Consider the following 21,533-nt stretch of genomic DNA (forward strand, 5'->3'; position numbering starts at 1 on the left):
CAGTATTTTTCAGGCTCCTGAACCGTCTCCCCCTGCATGCCTTTGCCGTGCGGGGGGAGATTTTTTTGAGGCGTCATAAATTTGAATTTCAGGTACTTACAAAATGCCTTATAAAATATATTGTGTTATTGCAGCATGATATGTTTAGGCATGAATGTTGCTACGGCAAGGCAAGCCCGGCCTTGTGCCGGAAAACCGGCGCCGGAGCGCACAGGAGCGGACCATGCCTGCATTCATCCAACAGTTTATCAATTCTTTCAAAGCAGTATGGGCAAAGATGAGCCAGCTGCAACGCATGGCCGCCGCAGGCGGGGCCGTGGCTCTGCTGGCCGGCATTATTGGTCTTTCCATTTGGATGGGCCGCCCCGAATACCGCGTTCTTTATTCCAACCTTGGCCCCGAAGACGCCAGCGTGGTGGTCAAGGCCCTGCAGGCCGACAAGGTGGTCTACCGCATTACTGATAACGGCGCCACCATCATGGTTCCGCAGGAAGTGGTGTACGACCAGCGCATCAAGATCGCAGGCGAAGGCGGTCTGGTGGGGCAGGGCATCGGTTTTGAAATTTTTGACAAGGTCAAGGTCGGCCAGACCGACTTTGTGCAGAAAATAAACTATACCCGCGCCCTTCAGGGTGAACTGGCCCGCACGATCAGCGAATTTCCCAGTGTGGAAAGCGCACGGGTGCATCTGGTCATCCCCCGCCGCAGCCTTTTTGTTGAAGAACGCCAGTCGCCTTCGGCCTCGGTGGTGCTCAAGCTCATCCGCCCCAACATCAAGGTTGATCAGAAAGAAATCAACGCCGTCCTCAATATGATGCTCATGTCCGTGGAAGGTCTGGACAGGGGCCATGTTTCCATTACCGACACCAGCGGCAAGGTGCTTTATCAGCCGGAAGAAGACAGCCTGGCGGGCATTACCACCACACAGATGGAATACCGCCAGACCGTGCAGCGCAATCTTGAACGCCGCATCGAGGAAATGCTCCAGCCCCTTTTCGGCCCTGGTCGCGTCATTGCCAAGGTCAACGCTGATATGGACTTCAGCCAGAAGACCATACGCCGCGAATTGTTCGATCCCGAAAGAACGGCTGTGCGCAGTGAGTACCGCAGCGAAGAAAGCCAGCAGGGCCGCGCCAACCTTGAGGCCGGCTCGCCGGATGTGAATTTTCGCGGCGATGGCATTACCGGCTCTGTTTCTGACCAGAGCGGAACCCGCGAAGCCCGCACCACCAACTACGAAATCAACAAGGAAGAACAGCAGATCGTGTCCAACGTGGGAGAATTGCGCCGTCTGACGGTTGCAGTCCTCATTGATGGCACGTATGTAAAGACCGATGGCGCGTGGACGTTTATGCCGCGCAAAAGCGAAGAGCTCGAACAGGTGCGTCAGCTTGTTCATAATGCCGTGGGGCTGGATGCGGGCCGGGGAGATGCGCTGGAAGTCAGTTCCGCGCCTTTTACCGACTCCGAGCCGCCCAGGGACCCGAATTTTGCCGACATGCTGGCGGACTATGCCGAACGTCTGGGCAAGCCCCTGCTTAATGCCCTGCTGGCCTTCCTGTTCCTGATGCTTATAGTTCGCCCTGTGGTGCTGGCCCTTATCCGGCCCAAGGTTGAGGCCGGTGAAATGGTTGAGGGCCTGGAAGGCCTGCCCGCCGCCGAAGAGCAGCTCGCTCTGTACGAGGCGCTGGAAGAAGCCGCCAGAACAGAAGACGAAGCGCCGCAGGAAGACGACGAGGACGATCTGGTGTTCAAGGACATTGAAGCCCTGAAAGCGCACATCTTCACCCTGTCCGACAACCATATGGAACAGGTGGTCACCCTGGTGCGCGGTTGGATGAAGAACGATGAAGCAGTTAAAGCCTAGCCCCCCGCGGATGGGCCTTTCGTCAGGGCAGGGCGGCGGTTCCACACCGGCCCTGTCACGGCTCAAGGCACTGCGCCTGGCGCAGAGAGAAACCAATCAGCGGGTGGAAGAATTGAAGTTGCGGCTGTTCCGTATTACCGAGCAGCATATGGATCAGGCCGTGCGGCTTATCAAGCGCTGGCTTTCAGACAAGGACTAAAACCTCTCTGCGCCCTCGGGGGCGGGGTGAAGGAGCATAAGGATGGAGTTGACCGGCAAACAGCGCATCGCCGTGCTGCTGCTCGCCATGGGCGACAAATTCACGGCCGACGTGTTCAAGCGCATGGACAGGCAGGAAATAGCCGAGATCTCCAAAGCCATTGTGGACTTGGAACCCGTGCCGCGTGAAATTGTGGAAGACGTGTTGCGCGAGTTTCACGAGTCTCTGGTGGAGGGGGTGGATATGATCGCGGGCGGCAGCGATACGCTCAAGCGCCTGCTGGTCAAGAACCTCGATCCCGAAACCGCAAAGTACATTATGGACTCGCTCAGCCTTGAGACCGGCCCCGCGCCGTTCCGTGAGCTTGAGCAGGTGAGCCCCCGGCTTCTTTCACAGATTTTGCGCAACGAGCACCCGCAGACTCTGGCGCTCATTCTTGGGCATCTGCACCCTGATCAGGCCGCCAATTTATTGACAAGCCTGCCCGCCGGAGTGCGCGCCGAGGTGCTCATGCGTCTGGCCCGGCTTGAGGCCGTGCCGGAAGACATGCTTATGGAAGTGGACAAGGTGCTTACAAGCCAGCTTATCGCCATGGGCGGCAAGGAAGGCAAAAAGGTGGGCGGCGTACAGTCTGTGGCGGAAATCCTCAATGCCGTGGACCGCGCCACCGAAGAAGAAGTGCTGTCTGAAATCGAAGAAGATTCCGCCCAGATGGCCGAAGATATCCGCAACCTCATGTTCGTCTTTGAAGACTGCAAAAATATTGACGACCGTGGCGTGCGCGAGATGCTCAAGGAAATTTCCAACGAAGACCTTACCCTGGCCCTGCGCGGCTCCAGCGACGACCTCAAGGAAAAGTTCTTCAAGAATATGTCCGAACGCGCGGGCAACATGATTCGCGAAGAACTGGAATATATGGGGCCGACCAAGCTTTCAGACGTAGAGGCCGCGCAGCAGAATATCGTAAAGGTTGTGCGTCGCCTTGAGGCGGAAAACAAGCTTGTCATCAGCAGGGGCGCTGGCGAGGTCTTTGTATAGTGTCCGCGGCAGACGCCCCTGTATCCGGGGCGTAACAGCCTTGCTGTGCCGGCTGGCCTGGCGGCCGCTGGGGACCGGCACTGAAAAATTCTAACCCGGAAAACATCATGGCGTCAGATCAGTTGCGCAAAAAATGGGGTACTGTCTTCATGGGTGAGCGCGAAGCCACCGTGGAGCAGCTTGACGCCATGCAGGAACCCCTGCGCCGTGAGCGCGCGCAACAGCAGGAACAGGAAGACTATTTCGCGCGGGTGCGGGCCAAGGCCGAGGAGCGGGCGCGCGAAATATTGGGGGCTGCCTACGCCGAACGCCAGAGGGTACTTGATGAGGCACGCGCCGAGGCTCAGGACCTGAAGCAGCGGCTCATTGGCGACAGCGAAACGCTCAAGGCCCAGGCGCAGGAAGAAAAAAATCAGGCGGGAGCCGAGCTGGGCAAGGCGCAAGCCCTGCGGGAACAGGCGCAGGCCGTGCGTGATGCGGCCCACGGCGAGGGATTTCAGGCCGGTATGGACCAGGCCGGGCAGGAGCTTAAAGAGTTTCGCGCCGAAATGGGACAGGCGCTCGGCAGTGTGCTTTATGCTTTGGACGCACAACGCCGCAACATATGCGATGCCTGGCGTGAAGAACTTGCCCTGCTGACGCAGGAAGCCGTTACGGCGGGTACGGGCTGGGTGCTGGAAGAAGAACATAAGCGTATCTTGCAGGCCTTGGTCTTTGAGGCGCTCAATCTTCTGGAAGACCGCGCCTCCATCACTGTGCGTGTACATCCCGATGACGAAGGCACCGTGGGCGACATGTTCATGGCTGCCCGCGAACGCGTACCCGAGTTACAGCAGTGGGTCGTCAACGGCGATGAATCTGTTGAGCGTGGTGGCCTGGTGGCTGAAAGTGCCAGCGGCAGCGTGGACTGTCGCAGGGAGCATTACGCGGAGCTGGTCAACGGTATTTTATCCCATCTGACTCTCGGGCCTGACCAGAAAGAAGAAAGCGACGGAGAGGCCGTCAGCCGGATGGTGCAGCAAGAAGCCGAGCGCATAGCCGCTATGGCTCCAGCACCGGGATATCCCTCCGCAACTTCTGATCAGGCAGGTATGCCCCCGCATGCGGCACAGGCCGCCCCGGCGGAAGCGGGGCCTGAGATTTCGTATGAGGGCGCACACGAGGCTTCATCGCCTGAAGCGGACGATCCTCTGGATGTGGGCTTGCCGGTGGACAGCTCCGCGGATATTCCCGGCAGCATGGCGGCTGATCATTCCAACGTGGAGCCTGAATATTTTCATGCAGCGGAAGAGCCAGCCCCGGATGCGGCCCTTGAAGAGGCCGTACCCCATGGTCAGGATAATCAGGCCACAATGGTAGAAGACGGCGGCGCACAAGTAGCCCCTGCCGCTGCTGCCCCGGAAGATGCCGACAGGCTGAACGCCGGAAGCGGCGCTGCTTCTGCGAATGCGACCGTACCCGACACAGAACCTGCGCTCCCTGCTGCGTCAGCCACGGAGCAGGGCGGTTTCGTTCATGCTCCGGGGGCGGGCGAAGCGGCTGCCGGTGGACTGGAAAACCCTCACATGGCGGCTCCCATGCCAACTCCCATGCCAGCCTCCGGGCCTGAAGATGCGCCTCCGGCTTCTGGCCAGTCCGACGCGGATGTGCGGGATGCTACGCAGGTTTCGGCGGCAGACGCTTTTGCGGAGAAAACTCCGGCGAACGAAGCGCCTGGGACGACCTCCACTGCGCCGCCAGGCATGCCTACAGGGCAGGACTCCCCGGACAAAACCAGCGGCATGGGCGATCACGGCGCACCATCTGCTGGCGTTGCGCCGCAGACTGCTGATCCTGCCGTGGTTACTCCTGCCGTGGTTACTCCTGCCGTGGTTACTCCTGCCGTGGTTACTCCTGCCGCACAGCCTGGAGCGCACCCGGCGAATCCCACGCTGGCGGAGCTGGAAGACGAACTTTTTCCGCTTGATGACGAACCGGCCGGTGAGTTTTCCGGGCAGTCAGGCCATGCAGGCCCGGCAGGGCAGTCAGATTCGGCCGATCACGATGTTTTTTCCCAGGGCGGTTTTCTGTCCGGCGCGGGCAAAGGCCGCTGACAGCATGGTTGTGTTATGAAGCTGGATCCGCAAGCCTGTATCAAATTACTGCAAACAAGCAATCCCGTGCGCCTGTACGGCAAGGTCAACAAGGTCGTGGGTCTTGTGGCAGAAGGCAGCGGCCTGCGCGCTCCTTTGGGGGCCGTGTGCCACATGCTGCCCGATGGCGGCGATGAGGGCATCGCCGCCGAGGTGGTCGGCTTTCGTGACGGCAATCTGCTGTTCATGCCTTACGGGGATATGCGCGGCATCCGCCCCGGCAGCCGCATCCGCAATACCAGCCTGCCGCCGGTTTTTCCGGCCGGGCCGGGACTGCTTGGGCGCGCCTTTGACGCTTTCGGCACGCCGCTGGATGCAGGGCCGCCGATCAGCACCGAGCTGTATTCCTCGCCGTTGCCTATGGGCGATACTGCCAAGGCTGACTTTGCCCGGCAGGTGCAGGAACAGGAACCGTATGTGCCTGAATGGGCCGCCGTGGCCCGGCAGCAGTGGCATCCCGAGCTTGTTCCCATCTACGCCGACCCGCCAAGCCCGCTACAGCGTCCGCGCATTACGGATATCCTTGATGTGGGCGTACGCTCGGTCAACAGTCTGCTTACGCTCGGCAAGGGACAGCGTGTAGGTATTATGGCCGGTTCCGGTGTGGGTAAATCCACGCTTATGGGCATGATGGCGCGTTATACCCGCGCTGATGTCAACGTTATCGCCCTCATTGGCGAACGCGGCCGTGAAGTGGTGGAATTTATGGAGCGGGACCTCGGGCCGGAGGGCATGGCACGTTCGGTTCTGGTCATCGCCACATCCGACCAGTCCCCCCTGGTGCGTATGCGCGCGGCCTATGCAGCCACGGGCGTTGCCGAATATTTTCGCGACAAGGGCATGGACGTGCTGCTCATGATGGACTCTGTAACCCGCTTTGCCATGGCTGCGCGCGAAGTGGGGCTGGCTGTGGGCGAGCCGCCGACCACCAAGGGCTATACGCCCACGGTTTTCGCCCAGTTGCCCAAACTGCTGGAACGGGCCGGGCGGTCTGCCAAGGGAACCATCACGGGTATTTATACCGTGCTGGTGGACGGCGATGACTTTAACGAGCCCATTGCCGACGCCGTGCGGTCCATTCTGGACGGCCACATTGTGCTTACCCGCGATCTGGCGGACCAGGGGCATTTTCCCGCCATTGACGTGCTGCGCTCCATCAGTCGTTTGCGGTCAGATATCTGCGACAGGCAGGATGTTCTGGCCGGGCGGGTGGTCACGCGCAATATGAGTACCTTTCGCAAGGTGGAGGATATGGTCAATATCGGGGCCTACGCCAGGGGAACCAATGCCGAAATTGACGCCGCCATTGAAAGCATGCCCGCCATCAACTCCTTTTTACGGCAGGACGTGGGCGATCCGCAATTTCTGGAGCCAAGCATGCAGCAGTTGCGCGCGCTTGCCCAACTGGCTGAAGCCGCAACAGCCCCTGTAGCGCAGGCCGCGCCCGGCATGCCGCAGGGGCAGGGCGGGGTGGCCCCGTTGCGCGGTTAGTGCGGATGCCTGTGCGGCGACGCGATCGAGCAGTTCCTGGCGGCCCCAAAACTCCTGGGCTTTCTGTTTTATATTTGAGAATTATGTCACATGCTGCTTGAAGGCAAGGGGGCGCTGTGGTAGCTTGACGCTGTGGTTCATATTGCCGAGCGCCCTGTCAGGCCTTTTCGCTGTTGCGTATGGCGTGCTGCCTGTGTTACCGCTGTGTAACAATAGCGCCAGTGGACGTAACCGCCCGGCGCGACATATTTTTGCGCTCACGGTCCGGCGGCAATACCGCTGGCGGCACAGGTCCCAGGTCTTAGAAAACCGGGCCGTTGTCATGAGTTCTGGAGCTGTCATGCCACTCTCACGCCTTTTGGGCTTTTTTTCGCGGACCGCCCGACGGGCCGCAGCCGGAGCCTCGGCTTCAGACAGCGAGGCCGAGCGCTTTTTTGCCCTGCGGCACCATTCCTTCAAGCTTTTTCTCACGGCATGGAACACCTTTCAGGAGACCATGACCGCCCTTGAGTACACCCTGTGCTGCGACCACCCCTTTGGGCTTTACAGGGTGCGCGCCCTGTGCACCAGCATGGCCACGCAGGCGTTTCAGTGCATCAAGCAGCTTGAACGGCTCGATCCTGCCCCCTGCGAAGCCCTGTACGCAAGGTTTGCCGAACTGCAAAAAATGGTGGCGGATGACGTTTACGAACCGGAATCCTGTCTTCTGGGGCCGCTTGTGCTGCCGCTGGGACCGGATGAAACGGATATGGGGGCGCTCAGCGGCGATGGGCGTTTTCCGTTGGTTGACCCGGTGACCCTGCGGCTGGAGGACGTGCGCAGCCGTCTGCCCGGCCTGATCCCCAACGGTTTTGTGGTTACTGCCGTGGGCTGCCAGCACTTTTTCCAGAGCGGCGACCTGCAGAGCGAGATCAACCGGCGCATACAGGCTGCCGGCGGCCTTGCCCCCAAACATCTTGCCAAACTTTCGCGCAGCCTCGGCCAGTTGGTGGAAGATACCCCCATGCCCCAGGATCTGGCGGCGGAAATTTTGACCGCAGTTGCCCGGTTGCGGGCGTCCTGTCCCGAGGGGATGCGGCTTGTGCTGCGCGGGCGCTTGTGGCCGCCAGAGGCCCAGGGCAGCGATGACCCCGGCCTTGTGCTCTGGGGGCCGTCCGTGCCGCTGGAAGCCACGGACGAGGAAGTGCTCCACGCGGTTCAGCTGACCCTGGCCCGCAAGCAGCGCGCCCAGGCTCTTGTGTACCGGCGCGCCCGGGGCCTTACCGAGGCCGGAGCCGGTGTGTGCGTTACCTGTATGGCTGTGGAGGATGGCTCCTGGGGCGGGCTTGCCCATTCGTGCAGCCCGGTGAAAGCGCACGGCGACCATGCCCACGTTTACGCCTGCCGCGGCTTGCCGCAGGAGCTGGATTACTCTGTTCTGCCCGCAGACCACGCCACTGTGGACAGGCGGCCGCCGCATGACGTCATCAGTCTTGTAGGACCTCCTGAAGCGGCGCGTCCTCTGCTTGAAGCCGATACCGCCAGAGAAGTGGCCGCGCTGGCTCTTGATCTTGAGGCTGATTTCGGCTGGCCTGTTTCTCTTTCGTGGGTACGTACGCCGCAGGGGCATCTGCGTCTTTTGCTGGCACGGCCCATTCCCCTGCCTGTGGATGCGGTGGACATGCCGCCGGTAACCGCTGATGTGCGTCGCAATCTGCGGCTTACGGGCGGCTATACGGTCAGCCCCGGCCGGGTGGCGGGGCAGGTTTGCGTGGCGCGGCGGTGGGAAGAGGCCCGCCGTTTTCCTGCGGGCGGCATCCTTGTAGTGCCTGACGATAATTATCGCTGGGGCGCTTTGATGGACCGCGCTGCGGGTATTATTGCCGAAGAGGGCCTGCCCGGCTCACGGCTGGCGTCGCTGGCGCGCGAATTTGGCAAACCGGCCATTTTCGGACTGGACAATGCCACGGAAATACTGAAAAGCGGGCAGCGGATTACCCTGTGTTCGGACATATGCCAGGTCTATGTTGACAGGCTGGAATCCCTGCTGCCCAACGTGCCGCCAGGGCGGGATTACATGCCCGGCAGCCCCGTGTACCGCATCCTGCAAAAGGCATCGGCCCGCATACTGCCTTTGACGATGGATGTTGACAGCCCCGAATTCAGGGCATCCAACTGTCAGACATACCACGATATTGCTCGCTACTGCCATGAAAGGGCCGTGAGCGCCATGTTCAGCCTTGGGGCGGAGAAAAAATACGCGCCGCAACGTGTAAAGCAGTTGCGCGACAAGGTGCTCAAACAGTTCTGGGTGGTGAACCTCAGTGACGGCTTTGCCGTTACGCCCCCCGGGCCGGTCATTGATATTGAACAGATATCTTCGGTTCCCATGCGCGCGCTCTGGCACGGCATGAACGCCTACGCCTGGCAGGGGCCGCCGCCCGTGGCCGGCAAGGGCTTTCCTTCTGTGCTGTTTGAAGCCCCGGCCAACCCCAATCTGGACCCGGCCGCGCAGACCGCCTACTTTTCTGAAAAAAACTACTTCATGATATCGCGCGACTATTGCAGCCTGCATTCGCGCTTTGGCTTTCATTTCGTCTCTGTAGAGGCGCGCCTTGGCGAGCGCACCCCTGAGAACTATCTTACCTTTCACCTGCGGGGCGGCGCGGCCAATATTGAGCGGCGCATCCTGCGTGTGCGTTTTGTGGCTGAGATTCTGTGGGAATTCGGCTTTGCCCCCATGGTGCGCAATGATGCGGTCAGCGCCACCCTCAAGGGCATGGATCGTGAAGAAGGCGAATTTTTGCTGGCAGTGGCGGGGTATATGACCATCCATACCCGCCAGCTGGACATGATCATGCAGGATGCAGCCCAGGTGGCTGCCCGGCGGGAGGAAATGCTCGAACACTGCCGCCTGCTGTTCAGAGGCAAAAAATTGCCGCAGGCCGCAACCGGCGTGGAGGGATCATAGCCATGTCCGCAGTCGCTCCCGCGGCCCATCGCGGGTACAAGGTCATCTATCGCCGCCTGCTCGTCACCCTGCTGCTTATGGCGCTTACGCCGCTGGTGGCTCTGGGGCTGTTCTGCCTGGACAGGCTGAGCGCCATCTATGACGAAAAAATCAGCGCGGGCATTGAGGCTGTAGCCAGCAGCAAACACCGCGCGCTGGATACATTTATGGTGGAGCGCATCGCCCAGATAAAAAATCTGGCCTTTACCCACCCTTATACAGACCTGAGCAATTCCGGGCGCCTGAGCGATATTTTCAGCATCATGCAGAACAACAGCCGCTCCTTTGTGGATGTGGGCGTTATCGGCATGGATGGCCGTCATGTCTCCTATGTGGGGCCATATGACCTCAGCGACAACAATTACTCCGACACTCCCTGGTTCAGAGAGGTGCTGCGCAAGGGCGTGTATGTGAGCGATGTTTTTATGGGGTACAGAAACGAGCCGCATTTCATCATAGCGGTACTGCGACACGAAGGGGGGCGCAGCTACATAGTGCGGGCCACCATTGATATGGACGCCATGGGGGCATTGCTGCGCCGCGTATATTCCGGCCCTCACAGTGATGCCTTTCTGGTCAATGCCAGGGGCGAACTGCAGACAGATTCGCGCTATCACGGCAAAAGCATGGCAAGGTTCGGTGTGCCGCTGCCGGATATGACCCGCAAAAACGTGTTCACACAGCACCTGACCACATCAAAAGGGCAGGAAATGCTGGCCGCCATGATACCTCTGGAGTCCATGCCGTGGGCGCTTGTGGTGCTCGATGATGTGCGCGACAGCCTGCAACCGTTGCGGCAACTCAAGGCATTGATTGTTTTTTTCATGATTTTGGGCAGCGGACTCATCTGCATGGGGGCTGAACTCTGCACCCGGCGACTCGTGGCTTCGCTTGAAGAATCTGACCAGAAGCAGGCCCATATTGATGCCCGTATGCTTCAGTCCAGCAAAATGGCGGCCCTTGGCAAAATGGCCGCCGGGGTGGCCCATGAGGTTAACAATCCCCTCATGCTCATTCAGGAAAACGCGGGCTGGATACGTGACCTGCTGGACGACGAAAAGCCCGAAACCATGAAGAATTATCAAGAAATACTGGAAAGTACAGAAAAAATTGACCAGCATGTCAAGCGCGCCAAAGGCATAACCCAGCGTATGCTCGGTTTTGGCCGCCGTATGAACCCCGGCCGTACGGAAATACTGATCAATTCCCTGACGGATCAGGCTGCTGAAATGCTTAAAACAGAAGCCACCAACCGCAATATTGACATCATCAGAGAGTATGATCCGCAGGTTCCGGTTATTTTGTCAGATCCCGCACAGCTTGAGCAGATTTTTATCAATATTATCGACAATGCCATTGACGCCATCGGTAAAAACGGTTCTCTGACCATCCGCACCCTTGCCTGGAAGAAGGGTGTTCGCATACTGTTTACCGATAGCGGCCCCGGTATGGACCTGGAAACTGTAACCCGTATTTTCGATCCGTTTTTTACTACCAAAAAAGTGGGCGAGGGTACGGGGCTTGGGCTGGCTATCTGTTATACCATACTTGAAAAGCTGGGCGGCCGCATTGAAGTGCAGAGCCGGTTGGGAGAAGGAACCACCTTCAGCATAACCCTGCCCGCCGAACCGCCGCAGCTTCCGCCGGAAGACGGCATGGCTGCCTGAGGCATGCACCGGCGAATGAAAGAATCTGATGCTGGCCGGGGCGGCCTCGGGCCTGCCCGAAGCCTACGTTCCGGCGTCACTTGCTGCACGAGACACGTCATCGGTATCGGCCCTGGCTTGGCCTGGCCGAGACATTGCCTGAAACCGAGGAGGCCCCATGCGCGCACTGTTTGTGGACGATGAACTGGAATTTCTTGAACTTATGCAAAAACGCCTGGCCCGGCGCGGCATGGAAGTGGTCACTGCCCCCGATGGGCAGACCGCGCTGGATATGGTGGAAGAAAACCTTGCTTCCGGCGGTGAACCTTTCAATATCGTGGTGATGGACGTGCGCATGCCCGGCATGGACGGCCTTGAAACCCTGCGGCATATGAAGCAGAAATCTCCCGGCCTGCCCGTCATCCTGCTTACGGGCCATGCCTGTATGGGAGTGGCAGTGGAAGGGCTTGACCTTGGCGCGTATGACTACATGCTCAAGCCCGTAGCCATCAGCGAGCTTATCATCAAGATGGAGGAAGCGGTTCGCTCCGCGGTATAAGATGGCGCTCCTCAAATATTTGCGGCACTGGATAGGGCGGGATCAGCCCGGGGAGCCAGACCCTGAGGAACTTGCCCGAGAGGAAGAGCTGAAGGCGCGCCTGCGCGAGCGTTGCGCGCGCTTCCGTCGTCTGCTTTCTGCCAACAAGCGCGCCCTTGAAGCCATGAGCGAGGTGGAAGACCGCCTGAACGGTGCAAAACCTTTCGGCATGGATTATGTGCATGCCGTCAGCACCCGGGCCGTTACCGCTGTTTTTCAGATGGTGCGCGAGCTGAATGCTCTTTCCGGCAATGCCTATGCCGGGTTGCTTGAGCCTTTTGGCCGCATCCGCGGCCAGATGGAGGCTCTGCTGGAAGAACCTCCCCATCAGGACGGCCCCCTTATCCTGCATCTTGACCAGATAAGCCTGAGCGACCTCACCCTTGTGGGCGGCAAAATGGCAAATCTGGGCGAAGTGGCCGCCAATGCCGGTCTTTCCGTACCTGACGGCTTTGCCGTGACGGTCAGCGCCTACTATCGTTTTATGGAATATAACGGTCTTCAGAGCGAGCTGAACCGGCTTATTCAGGCTACAGACATGCAGAGCCTTGATCAGGTTTTCAGTCTGGCCGCTGCCCTGCAAAAGGCCGTGCTCACGGCTCCGTTACCCCCCGAACTTGAAAGCGCCATTACTGAAGCCGTGGATATCATGCGCGCCAAGGCTGGTCCCGGTCTCAAGCTGGCCCTGCGCAGCAGCGCTGTGGGCGAAGATTCCCTTGGCGTTACCTTTGCGGGCCAGTACAGGTCGGAACTCAACGTGCCGCCTGAAGAAGCCTGCGAAGTATGGAAAGAGATCATTGCCAGCAAATATGCGGTCACGGCCATGAGTTACCGCTACCATCACGGTATTCCCGATGATGCCGCACCCATGTGCGTGGGGGTTCTGGCAATGGTCCCCGCCGCTGCGGGTGGCGTGGCGTACAGCCGTGATCCCGTGGCTGCCAGCCGCGGCCGTGAGCAGATACTGCTCAATGCTGTGTCCGGTCTGCCTCAGGCTGTGGTGGACGGGGCGGTAACGCCTGACGTGTATGTTTTCAGCCGGGAAATTCCCCCCAAACTTATCCGTAAACGCCTGGCCGGGTCCGAGGGTACATCCCCAAGCCTTACCGACAACCAGGCTGCGGAGCTTGCCACGGTGGCCCTTGCGCTGGAGAGTTACTATACCGAGCCGCAAGATGTGGAGTGGGCGCTTGACGCGGAAGACGGCCGCATTGTCGTTTTGCACAGCCGCCCCCTGCACGAGGCCGATTCCGCCACGGAGCAGAGCCCTGCGGAGCCGCAGCACACCGGGGAGCAGGGCGGCGAGGCCTTTGCTCTGGATGATCTGCCCTCCGGCCTGCAAGTGCTTGCGGCGGGGGGCGTGGCCGTAAGCCCCGGCGTGGGCATGGGGCCTGTCTTTGTGGCCCGCAAAGAAGCGGACATGCTCTCGTTTCCCAAGGGGGGCATCCTGGTAGTGGAACGTGCCTTGCCCCGTTGGGCGCCGCTGCTTTCGCGGGCTTCGGGCCTTGTGAGCGAAGCCGGGGGCATGGCCGGGCATCTGGCCTCGGTGGCCCGCGAATACCGCTTGCCCGCGCTTTTCAGCCTGCCCGATGCCCGTCTGCTGCTCGACAATGCCGGAGAAGTCACGCTGGATGCGGCCCGTTGCGCCGTCTTCGCCGGGCGGCAACCGCAGCTTGTCTCCAGCGAGGCGGAACCGCCCAACCTGATGGCCGGCAGTCCGGTACACCAGCGCCTTCAGGCCCTGAGCCAGCTTATGGTTCCTCTTAATTTGCTGCACCCGGATGCGCCGGAATTTGCCCCGGCCCACTGCCGTACCCTGCACGACATCACCCGGTTCTGCCATGAAAAGTCCGTCCGCCTCATGTTTGAAGAGGAAGAGGCGGGAGTCAACAGGCGCATGGGCAAGCAACTGCGCGCCGGGGCCAAGCTGCAATACTGGATTGTGGACATGGGCGGCGGCTTCAAACGCCGTGTACCCGGGCCGGTGGTGGATCTGGATATTATTGCCAGCGCGCCCATGCTTGCCCTTTGGGACGGCATGGTGGCAGTGCCGTGGGCAGGGCCTCCGGCGGCCAGCGCTTCGGGCTTCATGACGGTCATGCTTGAAAGCGCTATGAATCCGGAGCTTGAAAGCACTGCGCCCAATAGTATGGCAAACAAGAATTTTTTTATTATCTCAGATAACTATATGATATTGCAGGCTCGCTACGGGTATCACTTCTGTACGGTGGAATCTCTGGCAGGCGAAGAAAGCCACGAAAACTTCGTGAGCTTTCAGTTCAAGGGGGGGGCTGCTGACCGCAAGCGGCGGCAGTTGCGCGCCCGCATGGTGGCGGACCTTCTGGAGCATCATGGCTTCAGGGCGGACGTGAAGGACGACTCTGTTTTTGCCGTGGCCGAAGGCTACGACGCTACAGAAACCCTGATGCGTACCCGCCTGCTTGGCTATCTGCTTATCCATACCCGTCAGGTAGACATGATCATGCTGGACACGGAGCGGGCCAAGGCTCTCAAAAGCAAGATGGCCGCAGATATGGACGGCATGAAAGACAGACCGCTCAAAGGCTGCTCCTTTTAGTTGCGCCCGGCAAAAAATATCCGCTGCCGTGGCAGCAGGGGGGCATGCAACAGGTTGATTCTGCCTTGAGATTGCCTGAAGGTTGCGTGGGCCAGACAGCACCCCATGCGAAAGCGTTGCGGCTTCAGTCCTGGTCCAATGCCTGTATATCCGAAGACCTGCGCCCGAAAATCTGTACCTGAAAACCTGTCCCCGAAAGTTTGTCGCTGCTGGCAGCCATACGGTGTTTTTGCGCTGGTGAATGCCGCAGGGAGCAGCTTTATGTGTTCCCGACAGGCTGCCTCTCTTTCCGCCTGGTCCGTTCTCTACCCCCGTAAACTGGCTTTTGTTTCAACGGCTTTTTTGATCTGCGTATTGCCCCTGCGCCTGTCGGCGCGAGAATGCCATGACGTCTTGCCTGCTGGGCTAAAACAGCTTACGCCTTTGGGAGCGGTTTTCCGTTGCCGTTTCTGCCAGCTTTCCGGCCATTTTTTATGACATCACGGTGGACTACGGCAGCGTGCACATCCGAAAAAGTCTTGTTGCAAGCCCGTCAGGCAACCATTGGACGATCCATCCATGAAGCGGTTTCGCGTTGGGATTGCACCAAAGGCTGCGCGGGCAGGTGGCTGCCATAAAGGCGCAAACGCAGGTTGTCTGCGCAGAAACATATTGAAACAGATGCGTTACGAACTTTGAGAATACATACTTACAAAGTTGTAATGCGTTAATTTTACGGGAGTACTCATGATCAAAGCCCGTGTATACGTGACCCGTGCTCTTTTGCCTGAAGCCCTCACACTGCTGCGCTCACGCTGCCATGTGGACGTGGGGCCGGAAAATGGCCTTCGCGGCGAAGATCTTGTGGAGGCCCTGCGCGGGGCGGATGCTATTATTGCCACCGGGGTACGTCTTGGGCCTGACGCCCTGGACGCCCTGGCTCCTTCCTGCAAGGTTATTTGCAGCTACGGCGTGGGGTATGACCATATCCCCGTGGAAGAAGCCACCCGGCGCGGCATTTGGGTGACACACAATCCCGATGCCGTCACCGCGGATACGGCGGATCTGGCCATGGCACTCATGTTGGGGGTAGCCCGCAAATTGCGTGACTGCGACCTTACCGTGCGCAACGATGTGGCCCCCTGGGGAGTAGCCATGCATATGGGGCTGCGTGTGAGCGGCAAAGCGCTTGGGCTGGCAGGCAGCGGGCGCATAGCCCTGGCAGTGGCGAGGCGCGCACAAGGGTTTGGCATGCGCCTTGCCTATACCGGCCGCCACAGAAATGAAACATTTGAGGCCGCCACGGGAGCGCGCTACCTGGACAAGAAAGAGCTGCTGGCATCATCGGATTTCGTGAGTCTGCACATCCCGCTGACGCCCGAAACACGGCATTATATTGGCGCTGCGGATTTGGCGCTGATGCAGCCGCATGCTGTGCTTGTCAATACTGCACGCGGAGCGGTGGTGGATGAAGAAGCCTTGGTGGAAGCCCTTGAAGGAGGCCGTCTTGGTGGTGCGGGGTTGGATGTTTTTGAGCGTGAGCCGCATGCGCACCCGGGGCTGCGCCAACTGCCCAACGTGCTGATGACGCCGCATCGTGGCGTAGCCACGCCGGACTCCCTGATAGATATGGGAGAAGCTTGCGCGCGCAAGATTTTTGATACGCTGGACGGCAGGTTACCGCAAGACTGCCTGAACCCGCACGCCCGCAAGGCATGAATGAAAAAGGCCGCCCACACAGGGGCGGCCTTTTCGCTATTGCAGTCTCGCACCGTAGGGCGAGAGCACATTGTTTTTACGAGGGGTACATCCTCAATGTTCTTACAGCGCTTGTTGCGGCATTTGAGCACGCGGACAAACTGCGGAACATATACTCGCGCCGCCGCCGGGGCAGTAGTGCGGCAAACGTACCCTAATGCGAGATAATGCTGGCAAGAAAGTCTTTGGCGCGCTGGGTTTGCGGGCTGTCAAAAAACTGCTCTTTGGGCGTGTCTTCAAGAATAAGCCCTTCTTCCATAAAGAGCACCCTGTGGGCAACCTTGCGGGCAAAGCCCATTTCGTGCGTTACCACCATCATGGTCATGCCTTCATAGGCAAGCTCAACCATAACATCCAGCACTTCGTTAATCATTTCAGGGTCAAGAGCCGAAGTCGGCTCGTCAAAAAGCATGGCCACGGGGTCCATGCACAGGGCGCGCGCTATGGCCACGCGTTGCTGCTGCCCGCCGGAAAGCTGCGCGGGGTACTTTTCCGTGTGCTGGTCAAGGCCAACGCGGCTCAGAAGGGTAAGGGCCTTTTCTCTGGCTTCTTCATGATTTCTTTTGAGTACTTTTTCCTGGGCCAGAATCAGGTTGTGAATGATATTCAGGTGCGGAAAAAGCTCAAAATGTTGAAAGACCATGCCGACACGGCTACGCAGGGCCGCAAGGTTTGTGCGCTTGCTGGTGACCTCGATTCCGTTGACGAATATCTGTCCGCCCTGCACAGGTTCAAGACCGTTGACGGTCTTGATCAGCGTGGACTTGCCCGAGCCGGAAGGCCCGCACACCACCACCACCTCGCCTTTGTGGATGCTGGTTGTGCAGTCGCGCAACACGTTAAAATCGCCGTACCACTTGGATACGTTGTTCAGGACGATCATTGCTTCTTCGGTGGGTATATTCTTCATAGCTTGAGTCTCTTTTTTACCACGGTTACGGCCAGGGAAACGCAGAAGCAGACCACAAAGTAGCCGGCGCCCGCAAAGAGCACCATTTCTATTTCATAGCCGGTGGTCTTGCCTATGTTGGTGGCAGTGCGGAAAAAGTCCGCAAGGCCTAGGATGTATACAAGGGCCGTGTCCTGAAACAAAATCACGCCCTGTGTGAGCAGCAGGGGCGTCATGACGCGGAAAGCCTGCGGCAGAATGACATAGATAAGCGTTTGCGACTTGGTCATGCCGAGGGCAAGGGCCGCGTAGTTCTGCCCTCTGGAGACGCTGTTCATGCCCGCCCGTATTATTTCGGAATAATAGGCGGCCTCAAAAGCGGTAAAGGCCACCATGGCGGAGACAAGGCGGATATCGGTCAATGGCGACAGATTGAGAAATTTTGTTAAAAATTGCGGCACGATAAGATAAAACCACAGCAATACCATAACCAGCGGGATGGAGCGGAAGCAGTTGACGTAGGCCGCCGCAAGCCAGCGCAAGGGCGCATAGATAGAGATGCGGGCCACAGCCAGAAGCGTGCCGAGTACCATGCCCAGAATGATGGACGTGATCGTTATCTTGAGCGTTACCAGAATGCCTTTTTGCAGTAGCGGCAGGCTTTGTTCAATGATGCTCCAGTCAAAATCAAGCATTTTTGCCTCCCATGCCGGTGGAGGGCAGCCGCATTTTCTTTTCCAGCATCTTCATGGCCCGCATGACGATAAAGTTCAAAAACACATACGACAGCGTGACCGCAATAAAGGATTCATAGGCAAACCCGGAAAACTCGAGCAGACGGTTAGCCTGCGAGGTCAGTTCCACAAGGCCTATGGTAGAGGCCACGGCCGTGTTTTTGACCATATTGAGCATTTCAGAGGTCAACGGCGGTGTGATGATGCGGTAAGCATTGGGAAGCAGCACGTGAACGTAGGTTTGCGGCAGGGTAAGGCCCAGTGCCAGTCCGGCATAGCGCTGCCCCTGTGACAGGGCCAGAATGCCCGAACGTACCTGTTCGCATACGCGTGCCCCCGTGAACAGGCCCAGCGCGCAGGTTGAAAGAATGAAAAACTGGGCGTTGGGGTTCAGTTCAGACTTGAACCACACGCTGATGTCACGGGGTAAAAGGTCGGGAGCGGCCAGATACCAGATGAAAAACTGGACGATAAGCGGAATGTTACGAAAAATGGCGACATAGGTAGCGCCTACAGTCCGCAGGGCCTTGCTGGGCAAAGTGCGCAGAATTCCAAAAAACGAGCCTATAATGAAGGCTACAATCCAGGCACAGACAAAAAGAGCCGTGGTGGTCAGAAAGCCGTCTATCAACCAGTTAAGGTAGGTGACGTTTCCGAACGGTGCTTGCTCAAAAAATATGCCCCAGTTCCAGTTAGCCTGCATCAGAAAAATCCATCCATAGAGATAAAGCGTATTTCATGGTGCCTCGTAGCGCGGGCTGGTCTGACGGCGAAGCGCCAGCGAGTGTCCTGCTGGCGCTTCGCATTCCAAAGCAAAAATAATTAGTTCAGGGCCTTGTCGTTGGGGGCCTTGAAGAGATTCTTCATTTCATCGGACATGTCAAAGTCCATGTTCATGCCCTTGGGAGGGATGGGCTGCTTGAACCAGCGGGTGTAGGCCGTTTCAGCCTCACCGTTGAGCTGCAGTTCGGCAATGGCGTCGTCAACCAGCTTCTTGAAAGCGGTATCACCCTTGCGCACCATGCAGCCGTAAGCTTCAAAACTTTGCGGTGTTCCCACGATAACCCATTCGGCGGGCTTTTTGGCTTTGGCCCGTTCGCCGGCAAGAAGGGCGTCGTCAATGAAAAAGGCCACGGCACGGCCAGATTCCACGGTACGGAAGGAATCGCCGTGATCCTTGGTGCTGATGATGCTGATGCCGAGTTTTTTCTCGTCATTCATCTTGTTCAGCAGCATTTCCGAGGTGGTTCCGGCGGTAACGGCAACATTTTTGCCCTTGAGGTCGTCAAAGTCCTTGATGCCCGAATCTTTGTGAGTCAGCAGGCGGGTCCCCACAATGAAGAGGGTATTGGAAAAATCAACCTGCTGCTGGCGGTCGGCATTGTTGGTGGTAGAGCCACATTCGAAGTCGTAGGTGCCGTTCTGGAGCAGGGGGATGCGGTTTTGCGATGTAATGGGCACAAAACGCACTTTCAGGTTGGGCATGTTGAGCTGTTTTTTTACGGCTTCAACAATCTTGTTGGAGTAGTCTTGCGAGTAGCCTATGACGTTTTGTTGCAGGTCATAGTAAGAAAATGGCACGGAGGATTCCCGATGCCCCATAGTGATAACGCCGGTTTCCTTGATTTTTTTCAGCGTTCCGGTCAGTTCTTCAGCCTGCGAAGCAGTGTGGGCCGTGGCAAGAAGAAGCAGGGCCGCCAGGGCGGATAAAAGGGTTTTCTTCAGGGTCATGGTTTCCTCCTAAAAAGTGGCATTGCTTGGGAGCAACATTTTGGATTTGTTTCGATAAACGTCCCCAAAAATCCCTTGCGGGAAAAGTTGTGTACCTTAAAGTTTTTAACCGCCAGTCCGGCGGGATGCGCGGGGTACTGGCGGGGTTTGCCGCAGAAGTTTCTTGTTTGTGCGGCTGCGTACCCTGCAAAAAATGAGAATACGCCCCCTTCATCGCGCCGCCGGAGCAGCGTGTTGCGTGGCATGGCCTTGTGGCCTGGTGTTTGTACGGGGTATGCAGCCAGTCGCATAACATCAGGACAGGCAAGGCATTATGATGAAAAAAAACAGAAGTTACCACCCCGTATAACCTGATTAGTTTTATAAATAATGAACGCCTTGTCAACAAATTATGAAAATATTGTTTAAACTACGTGTATTTATTCCGGATTACGCATGCTGCGCGCAGCATGTTTGCCGCCTGGCACACGGCTGTACGGGTGTCGGCAAGCCTGGCGGCAGATGGTGATGAATAAAAAACGCCAGGTTGAAAACCTGGCGTGGAATATCCATATGCGCTGCCTCTGCGGGCAGGTCAGATGTTGAGATTGAGTCCCGCCAGAACACTCATATTGCCGTTGGAGTAATTCCCAAAATAAGAACTGGCGTTGCCGGATCCGGCCCACCATGCGGCCATGGATTCTATCTGTATGCGTTTGCGCATTTCTGAAGGCGATGCCTGCATGGCCTTGCGGGCATCGTCAAGGCCGGAAAGGGCCTCTATCTGCTGATACTGCTTGACCAGTGCGGGATTGTCGTCAAAAAATTTCTGTATCTTGGCCTTGTCCGGGCTGTCGCTGATAACGGTGACGCTGCCATTGGCGTTGACCTGAAGCGTGAACTGCACGTCCGGTGATATGCCAAGGTTGTTCAACCCCTTGGAGAGGGTGCTCCCCAGGTCGCTTTTGTCAAGAAGGGCCTGTATGTCGGCAAGCTCGCCATTGTTGATGACAACCTGAACGTTGCCGGCCTGGCCCAGCTTGAGACTGGCAGCGGAAGCGTCTATGCCCTGTTTTTTCAACTGGCTGGCCAGGTTTTCTGCCATGCCGGTATTTTCTGCCAGCCACGTGTTGATTTCGTCAGCCTGCGCGTGCTCGCCGCTGACCACGAGTTTGCCTTCGCTGTCGAGAACAAACGTTACAGGTGAAGTGAGATCCACCCCCATGCCGACAAGAGCCGAGCGCAGTTTGGCGCTCTGTTCGCTATTGGCATCAAGGGCGGTTTGCGTGGCGGTCTGGGCGGTGTTGACGATTTTGAGTTTCCCGGTGTCGCTCAGCTTCATGCTTACCGTGGTGTTTGCGGCAAGTCCTGAAGCGGCCAGGCTTGAGCGTAATTCCATGCCGAGCGAGGGATTGACGTCCAGCCAGGCCTGGGCGTTTTTTTGATCCGAGGCATTGGGGCTTGCCGCGCTCAGGCTGCCGTCCGTATTGAGGGTAAAGGTGATATCTTCGGGGTTGCTGACGGCCAGGCCCGCGAAACCGTTTTTGACATTTTCATTGAATGTCGCCAGCAACTGTTCACGATATTTGGTTATCTGGCTGAATGTAACCCGGCTGTCAGCCGGAAGGCCCATGGATTCCATCGCATACTTGGTCAGTTCGACCATGCTGGAAACCTGATTGGTCATGGATACTTCGGGGCTGAACAGCTTGTTCAGGGAGTTGGACGCGCTGCCGGAGGAGTTGCCTGTGCTTTTCAGCTGCTGCCCCTGCCATTGCAGCATGGCTGTACTGTAGCTGTTGACGCTGGATATGCTCATGAGTCCCCCCGGCAAAAATTGCTTTGAAAATATCTGCTCATAGTTTTATGCAAAATGTGGTCCATAGATTGTGATATGTATTTTTTACCTTGTTCATCAGTATGTT

General features: G+C 58.1%; 15 protein-coding genes. 10 read left to right on the forward strand and 5 right to left on the reverse strand.

Annotated elements, in window-relative coordinates; genetic code table 11:
* Positions 1-223: 223 nt before the first annotated feature.
* The 10 genes from fliF (at position 224) to QZ377_RS03845 (ending at position 16,236) form a co-directional block, all read left to right on the forward strand.
* A complete protein-coding gene (gene fliF / locus QZ377_RS03800; protein ID WP_291439660.1) occupies positions 224-1,867 on the forward strand; it encodes a flagellar basal-body MS-ring/collar protein FliF in 1,644 nt (547 codons plus the stop codon).
* Complete coding sequence (locus QZ377_RS03805; protein WP_291439662.1) at positions 1,848-2,066, forward strand: flagellar M-ring protein FliF; 219 nt, start codon at positions 1,848-1,850, stop codon at positions 2,064-2,066. Before fliF ends, QZ377_RS03805 begins: the two co-directional genes overlap by 20 nt.
* Before the next feature lie 42 nt (positions 2,067-2,108).
* On the forward strand, positions 2,109-3,104 hold the full coding sequence (gene fliG / locus QZ377_RS03810) for a flagellar motor switch protein FliG (protein ID WP_012625196.1): 996 nt from the start codon (positions 2,109-2,111) through the stop codon (positions 3,102-3,104).
* Between the two features lie 107 nt (positions 3,105-3,211).
* Complete coding sequence (locus QZ377_RS03815; RefSeq protein WP_291439665.1) at positions 3,212-5,197, forward strand: FliH/SctL family protein; 1,986 nt, start codon at positions 3,212-3,214, stop codon at positions 5,195-5,197.
* 15 nt (positions 5,198-5,212) lie between these two features.
* A complete protein-coding gene (locus tag QZ377_RS03820) occupies positions 5,213-6,727 on the forward strand; it encodes a FliI/YscN family ATPase (protein WP_291439667.1) in 1,515 nt (504 codons plus the stop codon).
* A 340-nt stretch (positions 6,728-7,067) separates the two neighbouring features.
* Entirely contained in the window at positions 7,068-9,677 is a 2,610-nt protein-coding gene (locus tag QZ377_RS03825; protein WP_291439669.1) for a PEP/pyruvate-binding domain-containing protein, read from the forward strand.
* Between the two features lie 2 nt (positions 9,678-9,679).
* A complete protein-coding gene (locus QZ377_RS03830) occupies positions 9,680-11,383 on the forward strand; it encodes a sensor histidine kinase (protein ID WP_291439671.1) in 1,704 nt (567 codons plus the stop codon).
* A gap of 157 nt (positions 11,384-11,540) precedes the next feature.
* Positions 11,541-11,921, forward strand: a complete 381-nt coding sequence (locus tag QZ377_RS03835) for a response regulator (RefSeq protein WP_291439673.1) — start codon at positions 11,541-11,543, stop codon at positions 11,919-11,921.
* A 1-nt stretch (position 11,922) separates the two neighbouring features.
* Positions 11,923-14,538, forward strand: a complete 2,616-nt coding sequence (locus tag QZ377_RS03840; protein ID WP_291439675.1) for a PEP/pyruvate-binding domain-containing protein — start codon at positions 11,923-11,925, stop codon at positions 14,536-14,538.
* Positions 14,539-15,264: 726 nt separating this feature from the next.
* On the forward strand, positions 15,265-16,236 hold the full coding sequence (locus tag QZ377_RS03845; protein WP_291439677.1) for a D-glycerate dehydrogenase: 972 nt from the start codon (positions 15,265-15,267) through the stop codon (positions 16,234-16,236).
* Positions 16,237-16,429: 193 nt separating this feature from the next.
* On the opposite strand, the gene QZ377_RS03850 is transcribed toward QZ377_RS03845, so the two are convergent.
* The 5 genes from QZ377_RS03850 to QZ377_RS03870 form a co-directional block, all read right to left on the reverse strand.
* Positions 16,430-17,158, reverse strand: a complete 729-nt coding sequence (locus QZ377_RS03850; protein ID WP_291439758.1) for an amino acid ABC transporter ATP-binding protein — start codon at positions 17,156-17,158, stop codon at positions 16,430-16,432.
* A 23-nt stretch (positions 17,159-17,181) separates the two neighbouring features.
* Positions 17,182-17,859 (reverse strand): glutamate/aspartate ABC transporter permease GltK, encoded by a 678-nt coding sequence (gltK, locus tag QZ377_RS03855; protein WP_291439679.1) that lies wholly within the window; start codon positions 17,857-17,859, stop codon positions 17,182-17,184.
* Entirely contained in the window at positions 17,852-18,601 is a 750-nt protein-coding gene (locus tag QZ377_RS03860) for an amino acid ABC transporter permease (protein WP_291439681.1), read from the reverse strand. Before QZ377_RS03860 ends, gltK begins: the two co-directional genes overlap by 8 nt.
* A gap of 119 nt (positions 18,602-18,720) precedes the next feature.
* Complete coding sequence (locus QZ377_RS03865) at positions 18,721-19,629, reverse strand: glutamate/aspartate ABC transporter substrate-binding protein (protein ID WP_291439683.1); 909 nt, start codon at positions 19,627-19,629, stop codon at positions 18,721-18,723.
* A gap of 574 nt (positions 19,630-20,203) precedes the next feature.
* Positions 20,204-21,427: a hypothetical protein gene (locus QZ377_RS03870; RefSeq protein ID WP_291439684.1), complete on the reverse strand. Its 1,224-nt coding sequence runs from the start codon at positions 21,425-21,427 to the stop codon at positions 20,204-20,206.
* Between the last annotated feature and the right edge of the window lie 106 nt (positions 21,428-21,533).

Source organism: Desulfovibrio sp. (assembly GCF_019424165.1).
Taxonomy (GTDB): Bacteria; Desulfobacterota; Desulfovibrionia; order Desulfovibrionales; family Desulfovibrionaceae; genus Desulfovibrio.